Source organism: Prosthecodimorpha staleyi (genome assembly GCF_018729455.1).
GTDB lineage: Bacteria > Pseudomonadota > Alphaproteobacteria > Rhizobiales > Ancalomicrobiaceae > Prosthecodimorpha > Prosthecodimorpha staleyi.
Window position 1 is genome coordinate 462,842 of the sequence record NZ_JAHHZF010000004.1, and the last position, 20,963, is coordinate 483,804.

Genomic DNA, 20,963 nt, shown 5'->3' on the forward strand with positions numbered 1-20,963 from the left:
ACCGCGAGCGCTACCGGGGCGCCGGGCCGGCCGCGTCGTCGAGGCTGGCGATCAGGCAGTTGACCAGTTGCAGGCCCGCGGTGGTCAACAGGGCGTGCTTGTAGAAGAGGCCGATTCGGATTGTCTCCAGCGGCGGAAAGCCGTCCTCGGCGGTCAGGACGACCATGTCGGGCAGGAGCGTCTTGCGCGTCAGCGCCGTGACACCGAGGCCGACGCTGACCGCCTTCTGCAGCCCGCCGATTTCCGGATTGGTATAGGCGACCCGCCAGGCGCGCCCGGCCGAGCGGAGCGCCGCGAACATGCGCCGGCGATATTCGCAGCCCTCCGGATGGGCGGCCAGCGGCACCGGCTGAAGCCGCCGGACATCGTTGAGGCGGGAGCCCGCCCAGATCGGCTGCTCCTCCCAGGCGCGCACCAGATAGGGATTGGCCTCGGCGCCGAGCAGGCCGACGACGATGTCGAGTTCGTTGCGGTGCAGCCGATCGAGGATGTCGCGCGACAGGCCGCAGACGATCTCGACATCGACCAGGTGCCGCTCTCGGATGAAGTCCGAAATCGCCTCCTGCAGGAAGGCCACGGCGAAATCCGTCGGCAGACCGATCCGCAACGTTCCGTGCGCGTGGCGGGCGAGGAGCTTGGCGACGGCCTCGTCGTTGAGGCGCAGCAACTGCCGCGCATAGACCGCCAGCGCCTCGCCGTCCTCGGTCAGCTTCAGGAGCCGCCCCTCGAAGACCATCAGCTTCTTCTCGAGCAGGTCCTCCAGTCGCTTCATCTGCAGACTGACCGCCGGCTGCGAGCGGTTGAGCACCTCCGCGGCCCGGGTATGGCCGCCGAGATCGATTACCGTCACGAAGGCACGCAGCAGGTCGATCGGTAGATTGATTTCGTTCAATTGCGTCCCCTTATGAAGGCATGTCGAGAATAAATTTTTCTATATGGATCGACAAGGGCATAGTGGCTCGCATGAACCGTCGTGCCTTCCATCGCCTCTTCCAGTCGCCCGGCCCGGTGGTGTTGCCGGTCGTCCATGTGCTGGACGCCGAGCAGGCCGCGCGCAATGCCGCAGTGGCGATCGCCGAGGGGGCGCCCGGCCTGTTCCTGATCAACCACGACTTCGCCTATCCGGACCTGCTGCCGATCGTCCGCCATCTGCGGCGGCTCTGGCCGGACCTCTGGCTCGGGGTCAACTTCCTGGCCGTGACCGGGCGCGAGGCCTTCCCGGTGCTTGGCGACCTCGCCTGCGAGGGCGTCCGCATCGACGCCTATTGGGCCGACGATGCGTGCATCGACGAGCGCCGGCCGCCGGAATCCCAGACGGAAGCCAAGGCCGTCGATGCCGCGCGTCGCGCTTCCGGGTGGTCGGGCCTCTATTTCGGCGGCACCGCCTTCAAGAAGCAGCGCGCGGTCGATCCGGAGGATTTCGCCGCGGCCGCCGCCACGGCGACGCACTTCATGGACGCGGTCTGCACCTCCGGAACCGCCACCGGACAGGCGGCCGATCTCGGCAAGATCGCGACGTTCCGCGACGCGATCGGCGACGGCACCCTGGCGCTCGCCTCTGGCATCACGCCCGAGAATGCCGCCGCCTATGCGGGGCATGTCGACGCCTTCATGGTCGCGACCGGGATCAACACGCCCGGCGACTTCTACAACATCGACCCGGAGCGGTTGCGCGCCCTGCTCGCGATTTGCCGCCAACATGGAGCCCGGCTGTGACCCACGACAAGGGCCCGCGGAACGACCGCTGGTATCTCTCCCTGATGGCGCCGAACACCAAGGGCGAGCGCTTCGCCTGGCTCGATCCGACCTCGATCTACATCAACGGATCGGCCTTCGCCGACCTGCTCGACGATCTCGTCGCCGATCTCGACGGCCTGGTGGTCGATGTGGTGGCCGGGCTCGACGCGATGGGCTTTGTGCTCGGCTCGGCCCTGGCGACCCGGCTCGGCGTCGGCTTCCTGCCGATCCGCAAGGCCGGCAAGCTGTGCGTCGAAACCGACCGCGTCGCCTTCACCAACTATTCCGGGCGCAACCAGGACATGGAGATGCGCAAGCCGGCCTTCGCGGCCGGTACCAAGGTGCTGGTCGCCGACCAATGGATCGAGACCGGCGGCACGGTCGACGGCGCGATCCGGCTGGTCGAGCGCCAGGGCGGACGCGTCGTCGGCCTCGCGGCCATCGCCATCGAGGAGAACGCCACCACCGACGCCTACCGCGCCGCCTATCGCTGCGTGTCGGGCGTGCAGCAGGGTTCTATCTGGCAGGCCGAGTGCAATCGGCAACGCCTGACCAGCTTCGAGACCTACGACCCGCAGCGCAGCTTTCCGGCGATCCGATGACATCCCGGCCCGAGCCGTCCGCGTCACATCTCCCGCATGCGGGCCGCGTAGGGGGCCAGGATGTCGCGCAGGTCGGTTTCGGTCCGGCTGCCGAGCAATGCCCGCTCTTCGACATGGTCGAGATGGGCATCCATGATCGCCGCCGCACGCGCGCCGTCGCCGGCGACCAGCGCCTCGATGATCTCGACATGCTCGGTCGCGCCGCATTCGGCCGAATGCGGGCGCCCATACATGGCGAGAATCAGCGAGCAGCGCGAAACGACCTCGGTCACGTAGCGGATCAGCAGCGCATTGCCGGTCAGGCGGGCGAGCGAGAGATGGAATTCGCCGGCGAGCCGGATCGATTCGGGATCGTTGCTGCCGATCGCGCGCCGTTCGCGGCGGACCAGATCGCGCAGATGCTCGACGGCTTCGGCGGAGAGCTTTCCGGCCAGGCTTTCGGCGACGATGCGCTCGATGCCGCGGCGGACCAGAAACACCTCGCGGGCCTCGTCGAGGGTCGGGTTGGCGACGAAGGCGCCTCGGTTCGGCTTCAGTTCCACGAGCCCCTCCACGGCGAGGCGCCCCAGGGCCTCGCGGGCGATCGTCCGACTGGCTCCGAAGGCCTCTCCGATCGCATCCTCCGGGAGCTTCGCCCCGGGGGTCAGGCGCTGTTCGATGATCGCCTGGCGGAGGGCTTCGTGAACGGCTTCGGTCCGGGAGGCCGGTGGCTTGGCGCCCCCGGCTCCGACCATCGGGTCGATCCGGATCGGCGGACCCTTGCCCTTGGCGGTCGGGTCGTTCACGTCCCGATCCAGGCTGCGAACGTCCTTGATATGCAGCATCGAGATCACTCTCCCATTTTCATCGCGGTCCAGGCCGCGATCACTTCGACCGCCTCCGCCTCCCGATGGCGGCTGACCTGCATGGAGCCCGCATCGGCCGGCACGGCGCAATCCGCCCGCAGGCGCGCGACGTCGATCGGGTGGCGCATGGCGGTCGTGAGACCGTCCATGGCCTGACCGGCCCCGCCGCTCGAGGCCGCATAGTAGAGCCGGCGAATGCCGGCGATATGCATGGCCGCGATGCAGAGCGCGCAGGGTTCGCAGGAACTGTAGAGTTCGCAATCCGAAAGGTCCACGCATTCGAGCCGCCGGCCAGCATCCCGGATCGCCTCGGTCTCGCCATGCGAGGTCGGGTCGAAATGCGCCTTCGAGTGGTTCAGGCCCTCGCCGACGATGGTCCCGTTGCGGACCACCACCGCCCCGAACGGCTCGGTGCCCGGCTCGCCGAGGGCCCGGCGCGAGATCTCGATCGCCCGCTGCATGAATCGCTCTTCGTACACGGTCTTCTCCCTGGATGATTGTGTGGGCCGGCATCGCGGCCGGGGCGTGCCGGCAGCCTGAAATGCCGCGCCGGGCCGCCGAGGCGGCCCGGACGGGCCATGGGCGAAATGGCATCCGCAGTCCGCGCGCGCGGACTGCGGTCCGTCGCCGGTCGGTCTCATCGACCGCCGGGATCACTCGGTCTCGGGCAGCAGCCAGGCGTGGCGCGGTTCCCAGGCCAGATGCACGGCCCGCCCGGGCACGAGATCAAGCGCCTCGATCTCGTGCTGCTGCTTCTGGACGCGGAATTCCTGCCCGCCCTCGGTCTCGACGAAGATGGTCTGGGTCGAGCCGACGAATTCGAGCCCGAGCACCGTGCCGCGGACGGCGGGACCGGGCGGCGGTCCGTCCTCGGCCCGGGCCAGCGTGATGCGGTCGGCGGCAACCACGAAGGCGGCCGCCTCGCCGGCCGCCAGCGGGCGCCGGGCTGGCACCGCATAGAGGCCGGCCGGGGTCTCGATCGTCGCCATGTCGTCCGCCCGCCCCCGGCACACGCCGCGGAACAGGTTGTTCATGCCCATGAATTCGGCCACGAAGGGATTGGCCGGGGCGCGATAGACGTCCTGCGGCCGGCCGACCTGCCGGATCCGGCCCTCGCTCATGATCACGATCCGGTCGGCGAGCGCGAAAGCTTCCGACTGGGCATGGGTGACGTAGACGAAGGTGATGCCGAGCTGGCGGTGCAGCCGCGACAGTTCGGTCTGCATGCGCACGCGCAGATGCGCGTCCAGGGCACTCAAGGGTTCGTCGAGCAGCAGGATCGACGGCTGCGTGATCAGCGCGCGGGCGAGCGCCACGCGCTGGCGCTGGCCTCCCGAGAGTTGGGCGATGTCGCGGTCGGCCATGCCGGCCAGACCGAGCCGGTCGAGCCATTCGAGCGCCCGGCGCCGGCGCTCCTTGGCGCCGAGCCGCTTCATGCGCAGCGGAAAGGCGACATTGTCGGCGACGCTCAGGAATGGAAACAGCGCCAGGCTCTGCCAGACCATCGGCGTGTCGCGCAGATGCGCCGGGATGCCGGCCTGATCGCGCCCGCCGATCGCGATCGATCCGCCGGTCGGCTCTTCGAGCCCGGCCAGCAGCCGCAGCGTGGTCGACTTGCCGCAGCCCGACGGCCCCATGATGGCGACGAACTCGCCGGCCGCGATGTCGAGATCGATGCCGCGCACGGCGTGATGGCCGGGATAGCGCTTGTCGAGCGCCTTCAGGGCGACGAAGGACGAGGTCATGCGCTGTCTCCGCGCGGTTCCGGCCCGTGCATCGGCTCCGGGCGGAGGTTGGTGAAGCGGCGCGCCAGGAAGACCAGGGCGAGGCTGATGGCGAGCACGCCGGCGCCGATCGCGTTGATCTTGGGATTCACCTGACCCTGCAGCTGGTTCAGGATGCGCACCGGCAGCGTTTCGTGCACCCCGCCGACGAACCAGGCGATCATGTATTCGTCGAAGGAGACCGCCGCCGACAGGAAGAAGGCGGCGATCAGCGCGGGCCGGCAGAAAGGCAGCACGACGAAACGCAGGCCGGCCCAGGGCGAGGCGCCGAGATTCCACGCCGCCGGTTCGAGATCGCGGCCGAACTCACCGAGCCGGAGCCGGATCAGCGCCATCGCGAAGGACGATGCGACCGCGACATGGCAGGCGACGATGGTTTCCAGCCGTCCGGACAGCCCGATCCGCGACACAAAGGCGAGCATGGCCATGCCGAGGATGGTGGTCGGCACGGCCGGCGGGATGGCGACGGCAAACACGAACAGGCGCTTGCCGAAGAAGCGGTGGCGGAAATCGAGATAGGCCGCCGCGAAGCCGATCGCGGTCGACAGGACCGCGGTGCCGAGACCGACCCAGATCGAATTGACGAAGGCCTCGCGGATCATCGGATCGGCCCAGGCCGCCTCGTGCCAGACGAGCGAGAAGCCGCCCCAGGGGATCGACGGGAACCGGTTGGCATCAAAGGAGAAGACCACGATCACCGCCATCGGCATCGCCACGAAGGCGAAGAAGAGGCAGAGCAGGCCATATTGGAGGGTTCGCGACAGGCCTCGGGCGAGGCGCGGCGTCATCATGGCGACCTCCGGCGGATGCGCACGCTGCCGGCCAGCCGGCCGAGCGCGAAGACCAGGACCAGGATGACCAGCATCGAGACGCCGACGACCGAGGCGCGCGGCCATTGCGAGCCGGACTTGACCGTGTCGACCAGCAGGATGGACAGGGTCGGCGGCTTCGACCCGGTCATGAACAGCGGGCCGATATAGTCGCCGAAGGCGAGCAGGAAGGTCGTGGTGCCGGCGAGCACGATGGCCGGCCGGATCGACGGGATCAGCACGCGCGCGATCACCTGGGCGCGCCGACAGCCGAGATTCTCCGCCGCCTCGATCAGCGTCCGGTCGACGCCCACCATGGCGAAGACCAGGATCAGGACCGCGACCGGCAGGGTCAGGGTGAGCAGGCCGACCTGCAGCGAGAAGGCGCCGCCGAGAAGCTGCAGCTTCGGGATCCCGATCGCGCCCAGCACCGCATTGGCGATGCCGTCCGCCCCGAGCACCACCTGCCACGCATAGATGCGCAGCATGTAGCTGGAGAAGACCGGTACGACGAGCAGCGACACGGCGAGATCGCGCACCCGCGCCGACAAGCGGAAGGCGATCGTATAGGCGAGCGGCAGCGCCAGCAGCAGGGCCAGCACGGTCGTCGTCGCGGCGACCTGGAGCGTGTGGCCGAGCGCGCGGTGGAACGGCGTCGACCACAGGATGCGCGTCCAGTTGTCGAGTACGAAGGCCGGTTCGAGCCGGAAGGACCGAACCTGCCAGAAGGTGATCACGACCAGAAAGACGAGTGGGGCGAGGAAGAAGACGGCCTGCCATGCCATGACCGGCAGGCCGAGGGCGACCGGCACGGCCGCCGGCGATCCCGAATAGATCGATGCCGAGGGCCGGAACGCGTCCGGGATCGGCGGCTTCGGTGACGCAGGCGGCATGCCGGTTCCCCTCGCCCGTCAGAGGCTCTTGAACTCGGACCAGACGTCGTTCCAGTCCTCGATCTTCTGCTTCTTCGGCAGTTCGCGGAACGCGATCCGGCCCTTCTTGTATTCGTCCATGACGTTCGGCTTGCCGAGCTCCAGCCGCAGGATCTGGGCTTCCTTCGGCATGGTGTCGTTGAGCAGCTTCCAGCCGGCCATCGACGGGATCGACTTCTTGTTGTCGACCTTGGTGGCCTGCCGCACCTGGCCGTCCGGCGAGGCGGTATACTGGATGAACTTGCGCGCCAGATCGCGCTTCTTGGTGCCCTTTGCGATCGACAGGGATTCGGTCCACTGCAGGCCGCCTTCGGCCGGGATGATGGTGTCGAGCGGCTTGCCGCTCATGCGCAGGCCGAGCGTGATCCATTCGCCGATGCCGGGGACCAGATGGGCTTGGCCGTTGGTCAGCGAGGAGAAGATGTCGGCGATGGTATAGAAGCCCGAGGCCTGCGACTTGAGCGAGAAGAGCTTCTTCTTCACCGCCGCGAAGGCGGCATCCGACAGGTCGAAGGGCGGGTGGTTGCCGGCCGCCAGGCTGACCGTACCCATCGACGGCAGGTACCAGTCGAAGAACCCGACCTTGCCCTTGGCCTTCGGCTTCCACATGGCCTCGTAGGAGCCGACCTCGTCCGGCTTGTAGACCTCGGTGTTGTAGGACAGGCCGAGATAGCCGAAATCGCTCATCACGCCGTAGAGCTTGCCGTCGAACCAATGCAGCGGGAATTTCTGGAACTCCGGCCAGAAATCCTTCAGCGGATAGTCGGCCGGGTCGAGTTCCTCGAGATAGTCCGCGGCACGCAGCAGGTGCATGTATTCGGCGTCGGCCAGCACCACGTCGAAGGAGCCGGGCGGCGACTGGTTGATCACGGCGAGCATCTGGTCGCCGCCGACATATTCCTTGATCCGGATCTTGCAGTTGTTCTGCTTCTCGAACTCGCCGACCAGATAGGGATCGGCATTGCCCGGCCAGGACAGATAGTTGAGCACATTGGGTTCGTCGGCATCGGCGGGCGACCAGCGCGAACTCGCCGCGAGCGCCGCAACGCCGGCACCCGCGCGCAGGAAGCCGCGTCGGCTGAGGTCGGGAAGGAATCGTTTCTGCATGGGACGGCCCTCGTGCTGGTCGAGATCGCATGCGATGACCGCATGCACTGCCTCATACACAATTCCCATGCCAACCCGAACGACCGCCCGAATCCGCCGGAAGCCTATCGCCGCAGCCGGTTTTCCACGGCCCGACCGCGGCCCGCTCGATGGCGACAGCCTATTCCATGCTCAGAGTGCATGCGAAAGCAGCTCAAGAATGCATGCGCTTGGTGTTCGGCTCTGTCGGGTCAGGCCGGGCAGGCCGTGATGGGGTAGCCCGGCCCCGGACTTCGGCCCTCCTTCGCCGGCCAAGGACCCCTCAGGCCGATCGGGCGGGCTCGCGGGCGGGTGCATTCGAAGGCGGCAGGGACGATGCGAGCCTGAAATAGCGGTAGCCGCCACCGCCCCGCCAACCGGCCGCTTCGGTCACGCCGCCCTTGTCCTCGCCGTCGATGACCTTCTTCAGGCGGGGGACGATGTGGGAGTGACAATGCTCGCCCCGTTCGACCATGATCCAGCGGCGGCCCATCTTGTGGGCGACCGCGCCGGTGGTGCCGGAGCCGGCGAACGCGTCGAGGACAAGGTCGCCCGGCGCGGTCGACAGGTGAAGGATTCGTTCGAGCAATCGTTCCGGTTTCGGCGTCGCGAACATATCCTCGCCGAAAAGGTCCAGGATCTCGCGCTTCGCATCCTGATTGCTGCCGACCTCGTCGTGCGTCCAGATCGACGTCGGCCTCGTCCCGCCGGCAACCGACTCCAGGTATATCTTGGGGGCGGGAACATTGTTGCCGTGCCGACCCCACCAGATCATGCCCCTGGCATCGAGATCGCGCAGTCTTTGCTCCGAATATCGCCAATAGGAGCCATTCGGCGGTCCTTCGATGACGCGGCCGGACGGACATGTGATCGGGTAGGTTCCGAGGCTGTAATGGTTTCTGGCAGCCAGGGGGCCCGGACGCCACGGGCCGCGAGGGTCATTGTCGGGGTTGCGATAGAGCCTGTTGTTGCGGGCGGTACGCGGAATGCGGCCGATCGTCAGGACGTCGATGTTCTTGGCATAGAGCAGGATATGGTCGTGCATGCCGGAAATATGCCTGGCCGACCCCTTCACGGAATAGACCCTCTGCCAGGTGATATCGGAGACGAAATTCTTCCTGCCGACGACTTCGTCGCACATGACTTTGAAATAATGCGCTTCGTTGTCGTCCAGGGTGACCCAGAGCGCGGCATCCTCGGCCATCAGGACTTTGATGATCTCGATCCGCTGACGCATCTGGTCGAGCCAGACGGCATGTTCCAATCCGTCATCATAATGCGCGAAGGCGCTGCCTGTATTGTAAGGCGGGTCGATGAAGACGCATTTCACACGACCGGCGAAGTCCGGCACCAGCGCTTTCAACACCGGCAGATTGTCGCCGAAGATCAGGCGATTGTCGAAGATGTCGCTGCCGGTCCCGCAGCCCGGCGCGCGATGGGACCTTTCCGGTTCCTCCACCAGCGCGGACAGCTCCTTGTCCGGATTGCCGTCCCGGCCGAAACCGGACGTTCCAGGTCTCCGTTCGATCGTCATGCCCCGATTCCGATTTGCCGCGTCATGGCCGGGCGCCAGTCGAGCAGACGGCAATCATCGGAACAAGCGCGATCCGCCTGCCGGCCGACCCCGACAATCCGCAGGGCTGATTGGCGGGGCATCGCCCTTCACCTTTTCCCCAGGTCGTCGGTCCCGGCCGATGGCCTTGCCGGGCCCGATGACCTTCCCGGGACCGATGGCGATCCCGGCGGCGGCAGGCATCCGCCGGGTCGGATCGCGCGGCTATTCCGGCGCGGTGAAGGCCTTCCAGTCGACGGCCTTTTCGTAGGCATGGGCAATCCGCAGCAGAAGCCCGTCGTCGAGATGGCGGCCGATCAGCTGGAGGCTGATCGGAAGGCCGCCTGCCTTGCCGCAGGGCACGGCGAGGGCAGGATGACCGGTATAGTTGGTCGGCTTGGTGTTGCCGGCGACCGGCAGCACCATCCAGTTCTGGCGCAGGTTCATGTCGACGGCGGCGAGATGGTCGCTCGGGATCCTGTCCGGGAACGGGGCGACGGTGCGCACCGTCGGCAGGGCCAGGACGTCCACCTCGGCAAGGGCGCGGTCGAAGGCGGCCGTGTAGGCCTTGCGCATGTTGTGAGCCTTGGCATAGGCGCCGCCATGGAAATTGCGCCGCGCCAGCAAGCCGACCAGCAGGTTCAGCTTGGTGCGCGCGGGCAGAAGATCGGCATGCTGGCTCCACATCCGGTCAATGGCGGTGATCACCGATGCGGGATAGTGGGTCACCGCGCCGAAGCCGAAGAAGCCGGACTGGAAGACCGACAGCGCGCCTTCGAAGACGAGCGCCGCATAGGCACCGGCGAGTTCGACGTGAGCCGGCACCGAGATCCGGCGCACCTCGGCGCCGAGCCGCTCCAGCGTGGCGATCGCGGCCAGCACACCGTCGGCCACTTCGGGCTGGATCGGCTCTGCAAAGCCTTCCTCGAGGATGCCGATCTTCAGCCCCGCGACACCCCCGTCGAGGCCGCTCAGGACATCGATACCGTCCGGAATGCCCCGGCGCTGGCGCGGGTCGAGGTCGTCGTAGCCGGCCACGGCCTGCAGCGCGCGGGCGAGATCCTCGGTGGTTCGGGCCATGGGGCCGACATGATCGAGGCTCGGCTCGAAGGCGAAGCCGGCACCAAAATGGGAAACCAGCCCGAAGGTCGGCTTCAGGCCGAGGACGCCGCAATAGGCGGCGGGGAGCCGGATCGAGCCGCCCTGATCGCCGCCGAAGGAGATGTCGACCTCGCCGGCCGCCAGCGCGGCGCCGGATCCCGAAGAGGAACCGCCGGTGAGGCGGGCGGGGTCGTGCGGATTGAGCGGGCGACCGTAGTCGCCGACGAAGCCGTTCATCATCATCTTGCCGACGACATGACCGCCGGCGGCCAGAACACGCGTCACCACGGTGGCGTCGATGTCGGGCACGAAGCCCTCCATGGCCTGCGAGGTGAAGACCTGCGGAATGCCGGCGACGCTGATGTGATCCTTGAAGCTCACCGTCTTGCCGGCCAGCAGTCCCGTCGGAGCGCCGCCGATGCTGCATTTCCAGAGCCAGGCCCGGTATCGGTCCTCCTCCGGTCCGGGTCGGTAGCCGCGGGCCCGTTCGGGGTGGAGCACGGTCGGGGCGCCGTCGTCCGTGCGCGACTGGACGAAGGCATCGAGGTCGCGCAGCGCGTCGCGCATCACCGGCCCGTAGAGCGCGGCCTCTTCCGGTGCGAGGTGGATGCCGAGCGTGGCGGCAAGATCGACGAGACCGGCGGCATCGGGCATCGAGAACATGCGGGAGCTCCATCGGATCGGGCACGGGGCCGCCGGCCGCCTGCGGGGCGCGACCGAAACGCGGCGATCGGGGTGCCGGGCGTCAGCCCGGCAGCTTCAGGGCCGCCGGTGCGGGCGTGAAGATGCTGCTCGGCTCCTCGGCGTAGGATCGGTCGAACGCGCGGAGGGCCGCGGCCGACTGTTCCAAATCGCTGACGAAAGCCTCGAAGGCCGGAATCTCGTCCGGCGGGAAGTTCAGGCCGAGTTCGGCCATGCGTTCGACGAAAGTCGGCTTCGACATGTTCGGTTCCTTCCGGTGCGGAGCGGCTCAGGCGGCAAGCGCGGCGTCGGTGGCGAAGGCGGGGCGCCGGGAGCGGAAGGCGGTCGCCTTCTCGAAAGCCGAGCCGATCCTGAGCGCGGTCGGGTCGGCGAAGGGCCGGGCGGCGATCTGCAGGGCGACCGGCAGGCCCGCGGCGGTGAAGCCGTTGCAGACCGACAGGGCCGGACTGCCGGTCACATTGAAGACGGAGGTCAGGTTCAGGCCGCGGGGAACGGCGCCCTCGCCGAATTCCGGCGCAGGCCTGTGCCAACCGGCCGTGACGACCGCATCGCAACCGGTCAGGACGGCGGCCATCTCGGCGACCAGACGGCCGCGATGGCGGACGGCGGTGACATAGTCGGAGGCGCGCAGGAAGGCGCCCGCGGCCAATCGGCGGCGGCCCAGCGCGCCGTAGAGCATCGGCGTGCGGGTGAGATGGCGCTCATGGATCGAATAGGCCTCGGCACGCGAGATCACGTTGAGCACGTCGCCATAGTGGCTGAGCGGCGAGACCGTGACGGTCTTCACGGTGGCGCCGAGCGCTTCCAGCACTTTCACGGAGGCCTCGAAGGCGGCCGCGACCTCCGGATCGCAGTCCAGGTCGGTCTCGTGGAAATGGCGGATCGCGCCGATCGTCATGCCGGCAATGCCGTCGGACAGGCCGTGCAGGAAATCCGGCTTGGGCACGTCGGCGCTGGCCGGGTCGAGCGGATCGTAGCCGGCCAGCGCGTCCATCATCAGGGCGCAATCCTCGCTGGTCCAGCACATCGGGCCGCCGTGATCGAGACTGAAGGACAAAGGCAGGATGCCGCGGCGGCTGACCAGGCCGTAGGTCGGCTTGTGGCCGGCGATGCCGCACATCGCGGCGGGGAAGCGGATCGAGCCGCCGGTATCGGTCCCCATCGCACCCGGACATAGTCCGGCGGCGACCGCCGCGCCGGAGCCGGAGGAAGATCCACCGGGCATGCGGGCGAGATCCCAGGGATTGCGGGCGGGCGGCCATGGCAGATCGAAGGACGGACCGCCGGTCGCGAATTCGTGGGTTGCCAGCTTGCCGAGAATGATTGCCCCCGCGGCCTTGAGCAGGGCTACCGTGTGGGCGTCCTCGTCGGGAACGTGGTCCCTGAACAGCGCGGAGTGGCCGGTCGTGGCCGTCCCGGCAGTGTTGTAGATGTCCTTCAAACCGATCGGAATGCCGTGCAGCGGCCCCCGGTAGCGCCCGGCGGCGATTTCCGCTTCGGCGGCACGCGCCGCCGTCAGCGCGCTTTCCTCCATGAGCAGAATGAAGGCGTTCAACCGGGAATCCAGCGCCTTGATCCGCGCGATGAAGGCCTGCGTCAACTCGATCGGAGAGAGCTTGCGGGTCGCGATCAGGCGCGACGCCTCGGCGATGGTCAGGAAGTGCAGATCGGACATGGGCGGCTCGCTCGACACGGAGGTGGACGCAACCCCGCAGGGTCACAGACCGGTTTTTGGATACAAATTTCAGGCCAATCAGAAATTACGTACGATAACGTCGCCTATTCGGTCGAAATTATCATCTTTAGGATACAATATCGACCGGAAACCAAACCTTCCGCCGCGCCGTGTGCCGATGGAGGCGGCAGATGCCCGATATGCCGGCAGGCACTGGACCCGTGCCGGAAGCGTGCGGTCTCCCGCCGGCCTGCGGGCCGGCGCGCGTGATAGGCGCGGCCCGCGGTGGCCGGACCGACGGCCGTCGGAGCCCCGGGGGCCGCCGTGGGTCGGCCGCGGGAGCCTGCGGCGCGGCCCTTGCCGGGTCCGTACCCGGCCCCCTACCGGGCCGATGCCGGGCGCCCCGGCCGAACCGGACCATGCCCGCAGAAGGGCAGCCTGCCCAAAGTATCACCTTGCCACCATACCACTGGTATACCATTGTCATGCCATGACGACTCCAACCGAACCATGGCCTTCCGAGGGCGGCTCCTCGGTGCTCGAAGCGGCCGGCACGGATACCGCCGGCGCGCCCTCGCCGCCGCGTGCAGCCCCCAATCCGGGGCCGGGCGCCGAAGACGACGGCGGCAATCTGGCTGAGGGTGCCTTCGACACTCTGCGCGCCATGATCCTTGGCGGGTCGCTGCCGGGCGGCGTTCGGCTACAGGAAAGGCGGCTCGCCGAACGGCTGGGGCTTTCCCGCACGCCGGTGCGCGAAGCGATCGGTCGTCTCGTCGGCGAGGGCTATGTGAAGCGGGAAGGCGGGATGCTGACGGTCAGCCCGGTCTCGGTCGAGGACATTCTGGAGATCCTGACCGTCCGCCGGGCCGTCGAAGGCGAGGCCGCGGAAATCGCGGCCGGGCGCTGCGAACCGGCATTGATCGAAAACGTGCGTGCGGCGGTCACCGGCATGCTCTCGCCCGCCGACGTGACGCCGGAGCGTCATTGGTCGGTCGACGATCTCGTCCATCTGACGATCGCACGCGCGACCGGCAACAAGCTCCTCATCCGCCTCGTCAGCGACCTGCGCGCGCGCACGCGCATGTTCGGCCTCGCCCGCATCCCCCGCCGCTTCGATCCGGGCAAGGCCGAGCATCTCGCCATCCTGGATGCAATCCGCGAGGGCGACGGCGCCGCTGCCGCCGCCGCGATGCGGTTTCACATCGACAATGCCCGGCTGGCCATCCTCGACACCCTGGCCGGTCCGGCTTTGCTGAAACGCTAACTCGGGGCGCGGTCGTCCGGAGACCCTCCGCATGCCCTGCCGTCCCGTCTGTCCGGAACCGCCTGCCGCGGCCCCGATCCTCGCCCCGCCCCTCACGAGACCTCAGTCAGCCGACGGAACCGACCATGTCCCGACCGCGCCTGCTCTACCTTCTGAACGGCACCACGCGGACCACCGCATCCCGCCTGCCGGATCTCTTTGGCGACGAAGGGCTCGCGGTCGACATGCTGTGGGCCTATGGCGGCGAATTCCCGGAGGATCTCGGCGTCTATGACGGCATCTTCCTGTCCGGCAGCCCGCACGGCGCCTACGAGACGATCGACTGGATCGAGCGCGAGCATGACCTGATCCGCGATGCCGCGGCGCGGGACATCCCGATGCTGGGCATCTGCTTCGGTCATCAAATCCTTGCGTCCGCACTGTGCGGCCGCGACCAGGTGTTCCGCCGGACCTCCTGCGAAGTCGCCTACAAGTGGCTGTCGACCACGCCGGCCGCAGGCCGGGACCGCCTCGCCGCCGAGCTTGGCCCGGAGGTCTACATGTTCGTCTGGCACAACGACGAGGTCCGTGCCGGACACCCGGACATGGAGATCCTGGCATCGTCGGACCTCTGCCCGAACCAGATCTGGCGCCATGCGCGCTATCGCGCGTGGGGCATCCAAGGGCATCCGGAAGTGACCCGCGCCGAAGCGGTGGCCTGGTTCGAGCAAAGCCGGGCACGGCTGGAAGACGACGGCGCGGTCATCGCCGAACTGCAGGCGAGCGCCGACGACGCCCTGCCGGCCAAGACCATGCTGACCCGGTTTGCCCGGCTGGTCGCCGACGATGCGGCCGGAGCGGCCCGGCGCAGCGCCTGACCGCCGGCGCCGACGGACATGAAGCAAGACGTCCCCCGCAAAGCCTCGAACCTGAAACGGAAGGTCTCGTCATGAAGCGCAGAACTCTCCTCACCGCGGCTGTCGCCGCCTGGATGCTCCTCCCCGCCGCTGCGGCGTCGGCCGAGGAGATGGTCTTCGCCAGTTGGGGCGGCGCCTATCAGGAGGCCATCCGCAAGGCCTGGCTGGAACCCTTCGCCAAGGCGAGCGGCGTGAAATTCGAAGAGGACACGGGGCCTGAGACGGCCAAGATCAAGGCGATGGTCGAGACCAAGTCGGTCACCTGGGACATCGTCACGGCCGGCGGCGGCGGCCTGATGCGCGGCGTGGCGCAAGGCCTGTTCGAACCGATTACCGACGAGATGGTCAACCAGGCGGACGTGCTCGACGGCGCCAAGAACCCCTACGGCGTGCCCTCCGAGATCTTCAGCACCCTGATCGGCTTCTCCACCAAAGCCTTTCCGGCCGGCGGCGCGCAGCCGAAGACCTTCGCCGACTTCTTCGACGTGGCGAAGTTCCCGGGCAAGCGCACGCTGCCCGACAAGCCCGAGACCGTGCTCGAAGCCGCGCTCCTCGCCGACGGCGTGCCGGCCGGCGATGTCTATAAGACGCTCTCGACCGACGCCGGCATGAAGCGGGCGCTCGACAGGATCGCCGCGCTGAAACCCAATGTCGCGGTCTGGTGGTCGAGCGGCGCGCAGCCGGTCCAGGCGCTCGGCGCCGGCGACGTGGTGATGGCGCTCGGCTGGAACGGCCGCTTCCAGGCCGGCATGGATTCCAACCTGCCGATCGCCATGTCGTGGGACCAGCAGATCCCGCAGGTCGGCTACTTCATGATCCCGAAGGGCGCGCCCAACAAGGCGGCGGCGGTGAAGTTCCTGAACTTCATCCTGAAGCCGGAGATCAACGCCGAGCTGTCGCGCCACGTCGCCTATGGCCCGGCCACCAAGGGCGCCTGGAGCCATATCGACGCCAAGCGCGCCGAACGGCTGCCTTCGACGGCCGAGCGGCTGAAGAATGCGCTGTTCCTGGACATCGAATGGTGGGCCAAGAACGGCGCCAAGGCGACCGAGGCCTATACGGCCATGATCAAGGGTTGACCATGAGCATCGCCCGTCCCTGGTTCGCGCGCGAGGAGTATCTCGCGCGCGTCGAAAGACTGCGCGCTGGTCTGGCCGCGCAGGACCTCGACGCCCTGGTCGCGTTCATGCCCGAGACCGTCACCTGGTCGACCGGTTTCTTCACGCGCGGCTATTCGAGCTATCAGTTCGCGATCATTCCAGTCGCCGGCGATCCGGTGCTCTTCTGCCGGGATGTCGAGGAATACTATCTCGACGCGACCTGCGTCTTTCCCGGCCGTGTGATGTGGACGGATTCCGACGATCGCGACGCCGTCGCGGCCGGGGCGATCCGCGCCGCGCTCGGGCCGAAGGCGCGGATCGGCATCGAGATGGGCGCCTGGCCGCTCAGCGCCGGCCGGTTCGCCGCCCTCAAGGCCGCGCTGCCGGAGTTCAGCTTCGTCGACTGTACCGCCCTGACGACCCGACTGCGCCTCGTCAAGTCGCCCGCCGAGATCGCCTACCAGCGGGCGGCCGCGCGGGCGGCCGAAGCCGGGATGGCGGCCGGGATCGAGGCGGCGGTCGCCGGTGCGAGCGAACGCGAGATGGCCGCCGGCATCTGCGCCGCCATGATCCGCGCCGGCTCGGATCTTCCGGGGCCGGGCGTCCTTTCGTCCGGCGAACGCGCCTTCCACCTGCACGGCGGCTATTCCGACCGGGTGCTCGAACGGGGCGACATCGTCCAGCTCGAAGTGACGCCGAATGTCCGTCATTACCATGCCCGTTTCATGCGGCCGATGAAGGTGGGGTTCGCCACCGACGACGAGCAGCGCATCGTCGAGACCCTGATCGCCATCCAGGACCAGGCCATCGCGGCGGTCGCGCCGGGCGTCGCCGCCACGGTTCCGGACCGCGTTTATCGCGAGGGCGTGCTCGGCGCCGGACTGCGCGAGACCTACACCAACAAGACCTTTTATTCGGTCGGCCTGCTCCTGCAGCCGAGCGGCGGCGAACCGCTGGAGGCGGAGCCCAAGGCGACCTGGCGCTTCGAGCCCGGCATGGTCTTCCACACCTATGTGCTGGCGCATGGCTTCGGCATGTCCGAAACGATCGCCGTGACCGAGACCGGGTGCGAGCGGTTGACCACCTTCCCCCGCCGGCTTTTCGTGACCTGACGCCATGGCGATTGCCGAGCCGCCGCTTGCCAGCCCCAGCCCCGCGGCCGTACCGGCCGTCGCCGGCGTGCCCGTCCGACCGGCGCGCCGCTTCGGCGGCTGGCTCGGTCTCCTGCCGATGGCGGTCCTTCTGACCGCCGCCTTCGCCGTACCGGTCGTCTCTCTGCTGCGGCTCGGCTTCGGCGAAGGCGGGCTTTCTCTCGAGCATTTCCGGCGCATCGCCGAGGTCCCGCTCTACCGCTCGATCCTGGCGACGACCCTGACGATCTCGGCGCTGACGACGGTCCTGTGCGTGGTGCTCTCCTACCCGGTCGCCTATCTGATGGCCACCGTCGGACCGCGGCTGCGCGCCGTCCTGGTCGTCGTGGTCCTGCTGCCCTTCTGGACCAGTTCGCTCGTCCGCACCACCGCCTGGATCGTGATCCTGCAGGGCAATGGCATCCTCAACAAGCTGCTGATGGGGGTCGGGCTGACCTCCGAGCCGGTCGCCTTCGTCTACAATCTTTCCGGCGTCCTGATCGGCATGACGCATGTGCTGATGCCATTCGTGGTGCTGCCGCTCTACGCCGCCCTGCGCTCGCTCGATCTCTCGACCGTCCAGGCGGCCGAAGGGCTCGGTGCCGGACCGGCCACGGTTTTCGTGCGCGTCGTGCTGCCGCTGACCGCCCCCGGGGCGGTTGCCGGCGCCACGATCGTTTTCATGAATGCCATCGGCTTCTACATCACGCCGGCCCTCATGGGCGGTCCGGCACAGACCATGATTTCGCAGGTCATCGCCGACAACGTCAATCGCGAGCTGAACTGGGGCTTCGCCGCCGCGCTGTCGACCATGCTGCTCGGCGCGACGCTGGTGATCTTCATGCTGTTTCAGCGCGCCTTCGGGCTGGAACGGCTCTTCTCCGGCGCGGGAAGCTCGCGCAGCGGCGAGCCGTTCCGCCTGACCTCGCGCGGGCGCAGCGCCGGGGGCGTCCTCAGCGTCGTGTTCGGACTGCTCGTCGCCATCTTCCTGATCGCACCGATCCTGGTCGTATTCCCGATGAGCCTCGGTGCCTCGCCCTTCCTGTCCTTCCCACCCGACGACTATTCCCTCCGCTGGTACGCGAACTTCTTCGAGACCTCGAAGTGGTTCAACGCCCTGATCCGATCGCTCCAGGTCGCGGGGCTGACGGTGGCCGGCGCCGTCGTCATCGGCACCGCCGCGGCGATCGGGCTCGGCCGCATCCCGGCACGCTGGCGCACAGCGATCGAAACGCTCTTCGTGCTGCCGATGATCGTGCCGGTGATCATTCTGGCGGTCGGGCTCTACTACTTGTTCGCTCCCACCGGCCTGGTCGGCACCATCTGGGGCCTGGCGATCGGCCATACCGTGCTGGCCGCCCCCTATGTCTTCGTCACCGTACGCGCCTCCTTGAAGTCCTTCGATCCGAGCCTGGAACTGGCTGCCCTCGGGCTCGGCGCCTCGTGGACCACCATGGCGCGGCGCATTCTGGTGCCGACGATCCTGCCCGGCATTCTGGCCGGCGCCGTATTCGCCTTCATCACCTCCTTCGACGACGTGGTGCTGGCCCTGTTCCTGACCAATATCCGGACGCGAACGCTGCCCAAGCTGATGTACGAGGGCGTGGCGCACGAGATCGACCCGACCATCATCGCCGCCGCCGGCCTGATCATCCTGGTCACCGTCCTCCTGATGCTGGTCAATCTCCTTGTGACGAGAAGACGCGCATGAGCCTCACACAGACCGGCAAGCCCGTCGCCCTGCGCGGCCTCGTCAAATCCTACGGCGGCGCCGCCCCGGCCCTGGCCGGCATCGATCTCGATATCGAAGCCGGGTCCTTCTGCACCCTGCTCGGGGCCTCCGGTTCCGGCAAGACGACGCTGTTGAAGACCATCGCGGGTTTCGAGACGCCCGACCGCGGCGAAATCCGGATCGGCAGCCGCGACATCGCCCCGGTGCCGGTCGCACGCCGCAACATCGGCATGGTGTTCCAGAACTACGCGCTCTTTCCCCATCTGACCGTCGCCCGCAACGTCGCCTTCGGGCTGGAGATGCGCAAGCTGAAGCGCGCCGAGATCGCGCGGCGCGTCGAAGCGGCGCTGGCGCTGGTCTCGCTCGACGGCTTCGGCGGTCGCAGTCCGCGAGAACTCTCCGGCGGACAGCAGCAGCGCGTGGCGCTGGCGCGCGCGCTGGTCATCGAGCCGGACATCCTCTTGATGGACGAACCGTTGGGCGCGCTGGACAAGAACCTGCGTCAGGCGATCCAGGTTCAACTGCGCGACCTGCACCGGCGCATCGGGGCGACGATCGTCTACGTCACCCACGACCAGGAAGAGGCACTGTTTCTCTCCGACCGGATCGCCCTGATGGACAAGGGGCTGATCGTGCAGGTGGGGACGCCGCAAGAGCTCTATTTCCGGCCCGCCAACCGCTTCGTGGCGACCTTTCTCGGCGAGTGCAATCTTCTGCCCGCCCCGTCCGGGCGCGGCGAGATCGGTCTGCGGCCGGAAAAGACGCTGGTCGGCGGCAAGGCGGCGGCAGCCGATATCCGGCTCGACGGCACGCTCGTTTCCGCCGTCTTCACCGGCACCGGCTATCGGATCGCCGCGACGGTGTCCGGCCGCGCGGTCACGGCGCTGGTCGCCAACGACGATCCCGTAGCGATGCTGGCGCCCGGTGCCGCCATTCCGATCGGCTACATGGCCGGTCATGCGATGACGCTCGACGACTGAGGCCGGTCCATCCCCCGGCAGGGTCCGCGGTCATCGAACCGGCGGTCATCGAGGATGTTGGCCGGCCTTCGGCTCGCGAAGATCCGATGCGCCGGCATTCCGGAGCCGTTGGTGGGAATCCGTCTCCGGACCGACCTTCCGGCGGTTTCCATACCGTTCGAAGCCGCCGGTCAGGCGAGAATGCCGGCGTCCGCCGGGATCGCGGAGGCAATGCCGCTTTGCCTTTTTCGTCCCGCACGCCGCCAGCCGTGACGAAAGTACGAAAAACAAACTTGATTGTTTGTAAATGCCATGCGGCAATCGGCACCGAGTGGGGGCGGACGGCATGGCGCGCGAGCGGCGCAAGCAGAAGGACCGGACGGCGGAGACCTCGGCGCGGCTGAAGGCCGCGACGATCGACCTCCTGCACGACCGCGGCTTCTGGCGCATGTCGACGGTCGAGATCGCCCGGCAAGCCGGTGTCTCGCGCGGTGCGCTGACGCACCATTTCGCCAGCCGGGAGGAGATCATCACGGAATCGGTGGCCGACATGCTGCGGCGGGTGACCGAGGATCTGCACCGCTTCGCCGAGGATTTCGCCGACCGCGGCGGATCGAGCGACGAGATCGTCGACTACATCTGGCGGATGATGTCCGACCGGCTGTTCTACGTCACGATGGAGTTTCTGCCGGAGGCCCGCCACAACGCGGACTTCAAGGCCCGCCTGATCCCCGTGGTGCGTGCTTTCCACGCCGGGCTCGACGCCGTCTGGACGGCGCTTGCCGCACGCAGCGGCGTCGACCCGGATCGGACGCGCACGGCGATGAACGCATCCATGTGCCTGGTCCGCGGCATGATCGCCCAGACGGTCATTCGCGACGACCCGCTCTACTACATCGGGCTCCTCGACTTCTGGAAGACGCAGCTGCGCCCCCTGTTCCCGGTCGCGCCGGGTCGGATCGCGGATGAACGGAGGGCGCCCGGATGAGAGCGGCCCGCACGATCAACCGCCCTTCGA

General features: G+C 68.0%; 20 protein-coding genes. 9 read left to right on the plus strand and 11 right to left on the minus strand.

All coding sequences use genetic code 11. The features are described from left to right. Positions 1-10: 10 nt before the first annotated feature. Positions 11-892, minus strand: coding sequence for a LysR substrate-binding domain-containing protein (locus KL771_RS10565; RefSeq protein ID WP_261968498.1), 882 nt, complete (start codon positions 890-892; stop codon positions 11-13). A 71-nt stretch (positions 893-963) separates the two neighbouring features. Between KL771_RS10565 and KL771_RS10570 the strand changes: the two genes are divergently transcribed. Both KL771_RS10570 and KL771_RS10575 read left to right on the plus strand, forming a co-directional pair. After that, entirely contained in the window at positions 964-1,716 is a 753-nt protein-coding gene (locus KL771_RS10570; protein ID WP_261968499.1) for a BtpA/SgcQ family protein, read from the plus strand. Continuing rightward, the gene (locus KL771_RS10575) at positions 1,713-2,339 is read left to right on the plus strand and encodes a phosphoribosyltransferase family protein (protein ID WP_261968500.1); all 627 of its coding nucleotides are present in this window, start codon (positions 1,713-1,715) and stop codon (positions 2,337-2,339) included. Before KL771_RS10570 ends, KL771_RS10575 begins: the two co-directional genes overlap by 4 nt. Before the next feature lie 23 nt (positions 2,340-2,362). On the opposite strand, the gene KL771_RS10580 is transcribed toward KL771_RS10575, so the two are convergent. From KL771_RS10580 to KL771_RS10625, 10 genes are all read right to left on the minus strand, one after another. Continuing rightward, on the minus strand, positions 2,363-3,073 hold the full coding sequence (locus tag KL771_RS10580; protein WP_261968553.1) for a GntR family transcriptional regulator: 711 nt from the start codon (positions 3,071-3,073) through the stop codon (positions 2,363-2,365). 95 nt (positions 3,074-3,168) lie between these two features. Further along, positions 3,169-3,663 carry a nucleoside deaminase gene (locus tag KL771_RS10585; RefSeq protein ID WP_261968501.1) on the minus strand — a complete coding sequence of 165 codons (495 nt, stop codon included), beginning with the start codon at positions 3,661-3,663 and terminating at the stop codon, positions 3,169-3,171. A gap of 174 nt (positions 3,664-3,837) precedes the next feature. Next, positions 3,838-4,929 (minus strand): ABC transporter ATP-binding protein, encoded by a 1,092-nt coding sequence (locus KL771_RS10590; RefSeq protein ID WP_261968502.1) that lies wholly within the window; start codon positions 4,927-4,929, stop codon positions 3,838-3,840. Further along, positions 4,926-5,759, minus strand: coding sequence for an ABC transporter permease (locus KL771_RS10595; RefSeq protein ID WP_261968503.1), 834 nt, complete (start codon positions 5,757-5,759; stop codon positions 4,926-4,928). The genes KL771_RS10590 and KL771_RS10595 overlap by 4 nt, the downstream gene beginning before the upstream one ends. After that, on the minus strand, positions 5,756-6,670 hold the full coding sequence (locus KL771_RS10600; protein WP_261968504.1) for an ABC transporter permease: 915 nt from the start codon (positions 6,668-6,670) through the stop codon (positions 5,756-5,758). Before KL771_RS10600 ends, KL771_RS10595 begins: the two co-directional genes overlap by 4 nt. Before the next feature lie 18 nt (positions 6,671-6,688). Next, positions 6,689-7,816, minus strand: a complete 1,128-nt coding sequence (locus KL771_RS10605) for an ABC transporter substrate-binding protein (RefSeq protein ID WP_261968505.1) — start codon at positions 7,814-7,816, stop codon at positions 6,689-6,691. A gap of 301 nt (positions 7,817-8,117) precedes the next feature. Further along, positions 8,118-9,368, minus strand: a complete 1,251-nt coding sequence (locus KL771_RS10610; RefSeq protein ID WP_261968506.1) for a site-specific DNA-methyltransferase — start codon at positions 9,366-9,368, stop codon at positions 8,118-8,120. 243 nt (positions 9,369-9,611) lie between these two features. After that, entirely contained in the window at positions 9,612-11,150 is a 1,539-nt protein-coding gene (locus KL771_RS10615; protein ID WP_261968507.1) for an amidase family protein, read from the minus strand. Positions 11,151-11,232: 82 nt separating this feature from the next. After that, a complete protein-coding gene (locus KL771_RS10620; RefSeq protein ID WP_261968508.1) occupies positions 11,233-11,430 on the minus strand; it encodes a hypothetical protein in 198 nt (65 codons plus the stop codon). 27 nt (positions 11,431-11,457) lie between these two features. After that, complete coding sequence (locus tag KL771_RS10625) at positions 11,458-12,864, minus strand: amidase (protein WP_261968509.1); 1,407 nt, start codon at positions 12,862-12,864, stop codon at positions 11,458-11,460. A 490-nt stretch (positions 12,865-13,354) separates the two neighbouring features. On the opposite strand from KL771_RS10625, the gene KL771_RS10630 reads away from it, so the two are divergent. The 7 genes from KL771_RS10630 to KL771_RS10660 all read left to right on the plus strand — a co-directional run bounded on the left by KL771_RS10630 (position 13,355) and on the right by KL771_RS10660 (position 20,933). Beyond that, entirely contained in the window at positions 13,355-14,128 is a 774-nt protein-coding gene (locus KL771_RS10630; RefSeq protein ID WP_261968510.1) for a GntR family transcriptional regulator, read from the plus strand. Positions 14,129-14,253: 125 nt separating this feature from the next. Continuing rightward, positions 14,254-14,985 (plus strand): type 1 glutamine amidotransferase, encoded by a 732-nt coding sequence (locus KL771_RS10635; RefSeq protein ID WP_261968511.1) that lies wholly within the window; start codon positions 14,254-14,256, stop codon positions 14,983-14,985. Between the two features lie 71 nt (positions 14,986-15,056). Further along, complete coding sequence (locus KL771_RS10640) at positions 15,057-16,103, plus strand: ABC transporter substrate-binding protein (protein ID WP_261968512.1); 1,047 nt, start codon at positions 15,057-15,059, stop codon at positions 16,101-16,103. Positions 16,104-16,105: 2 nt separating this feature from the next. Further along, entirely contained in the window at positions 16,106-17,236 is a 1,131-nt protein-coding gene (locus KL771_RS10645; protein WP_261968513.1) for a M24 family metallopeptidase, read from the plus strand. Positions 17,237-17,240: 4 nt separating this feature from the next. Then, complete coding sequence (locus KL771_RS10650) at positions 17,241-18,965, plus strand: ABC transporter permease subunit (protein WP_261968514.1); 1,725 nt, start codon at positions 17,241-17,243, stop codon at positions 18,963-18,965. Further along, positions 18,962-19,966, plus strand: a complete 1,005-nt coding sequence (locus tag KL771_RS10655) for an ABC transporter ATP-binding protein (protein ID WP_261968515.1) — start codon at positions 18,962-18,964, stop codon at positions 19,964-19,966. Before KL771_RS10650 ends, KL771_RS10655 begins: the two co-directional genes overlap by 4 nt. A gap of 325 nt (positions 19,967-20,291) precedes the next feature. Further along, positions 20,292-20,933, plus strand: a complete 642-nt coding sequence (locus KL771_RS10660) for a TetR/AcrR family transcriptional regulator (protein ID WP_261968516.1) — start codon at positions 20,292-20,294, stop codon at positions 20,931-20,933. Positions 20,934-20,963 lie beyond the last annotated feature (30 nt).

Excerpts from the sequence above, each read along its gene's own strand:
- KL771_RS10620 (WP_261968508.1), bottom strand. The coding sequence starts at position 11,430 with ATGTCGAAGCCGACTTTCGTCGAACGCATGGCCGAACTCGGCCTGAAC.
- KL771_RS10655 (WP_261968515.1), top strand. The coding sequence starts at position 18,962 with ATGAGCCTCACACAGACCGGCAAGCCCGTCGCCCTGCGCGGCCTCGTC.
- KL771_RS10590 (WP_261968502.1), bottom strand. The coding sequence starts at position 4,929 with ATGACCTCGTCCTTCGTCGCCCTGAAGGCGCTCGACAAGCGCTATCCC.
- KL771_RS10635 (WP_261968511.1), top strand. The coding sequence starts at position 14,254 with ATGTCCCGACCGCGCCTGCTCTACCTTCTGAACGGCACCACGCGGACC.
- KL771_RS10570 (WP_261968499.1), top strand. The coding sequence starts at position 964 with ATGAACCGTCGTGCCTTCCATCGCCTCTTCCAGTCGCCCGGCCCGGTG.
- KL771_RS10600 (WP_261968504.1), bottom strand. The coding sequence starts at position 6,670 with ATGCCGCCTGCGTCACCGAAGCCGCCGATCCCGGACGCGTTCCGGCCC.
- KL771_RS10650 (WP_261968514.1), top strand. The coding sequence starts at position 17,241 with ATGGCGATTGCCGAGCCGCCGCTTGCCAGCCCCAGCCCCGCGGCCGTA.
- KL771_RS10625 (WP_261968509.1), bottom strand. The coding sequence starts at position 12,864 with ATGTCCGATCTGCACTTCCTGACCATCGCCGAGGCGTCGCGCCTGATC.
- KL771_RS10630 (WP_261968510.1), top strand. The coding sequence starts at position 13,355 with ATGACGACTCCAACCGAACCATGGCCTTCCGAGGGCGGCTCCTCGGTG.
- KL771_RS10645 (WP_261968513.1), top strand. The coding sequence starts at position 16,106 with ATGAGCATCGCCCGTCCCTGGTTCGCGCGCGAGGAGTATCTCGCGCGC.
- KL771_RS10615 (WP_261968507.1), bottom strand. The coding sequence starts at position 11,150 with ATGTTCTCGATGCCCGATGCCGCCGGTCTCGTCGATCTTGCCGCCACG.
- KL771_RS10610 (WP_261968506.1), bottom strand. The coding sequence starts at position 9,368 with ATGACGATCGAACGGAGACCTGGAACGTCCGGTTTCGGCCGGGACGGC.
- KL771_RS10640 (WP_261968512.1), top strand. The coding sequence starts at position 15,057 with ATGAAGCGCAGAACTCTCCTCACCGCGGCTGTCGCCGCCTGGATGCTC.
- KL771_RS10605 (WP_261968505.1), bottom strand. The coding sequence starts at position 7,816 with ATGCAGAAACGATTCCTTCCCGACCTCAGCCGACGCGGCTTCCTGCGC.
- KL771_RS10595 (WP_261968503.1), bottom strand. The coding sequence starts at position 5,759 with ATGATGACGCCGCGCCTCGCCCGAGGCCTGTCGCGAACCCTCCAATAT.
- KL771_RS10580 (WP_261968553.1), bottom strand. The coding sequence starts at position 3,073 with ATGGTCGGAGCCGGGGGCGCCAAGCCACCGGCCTCCCGGACCGAAGCC.
- KL771_RS10660 (WP_261968516.1), top strand. The coding sequence starts at position 20,292 with ATGGCGCGCGAGCGGCGCAAGCAGAAGGACCGGACGGCGGAGACCTCG.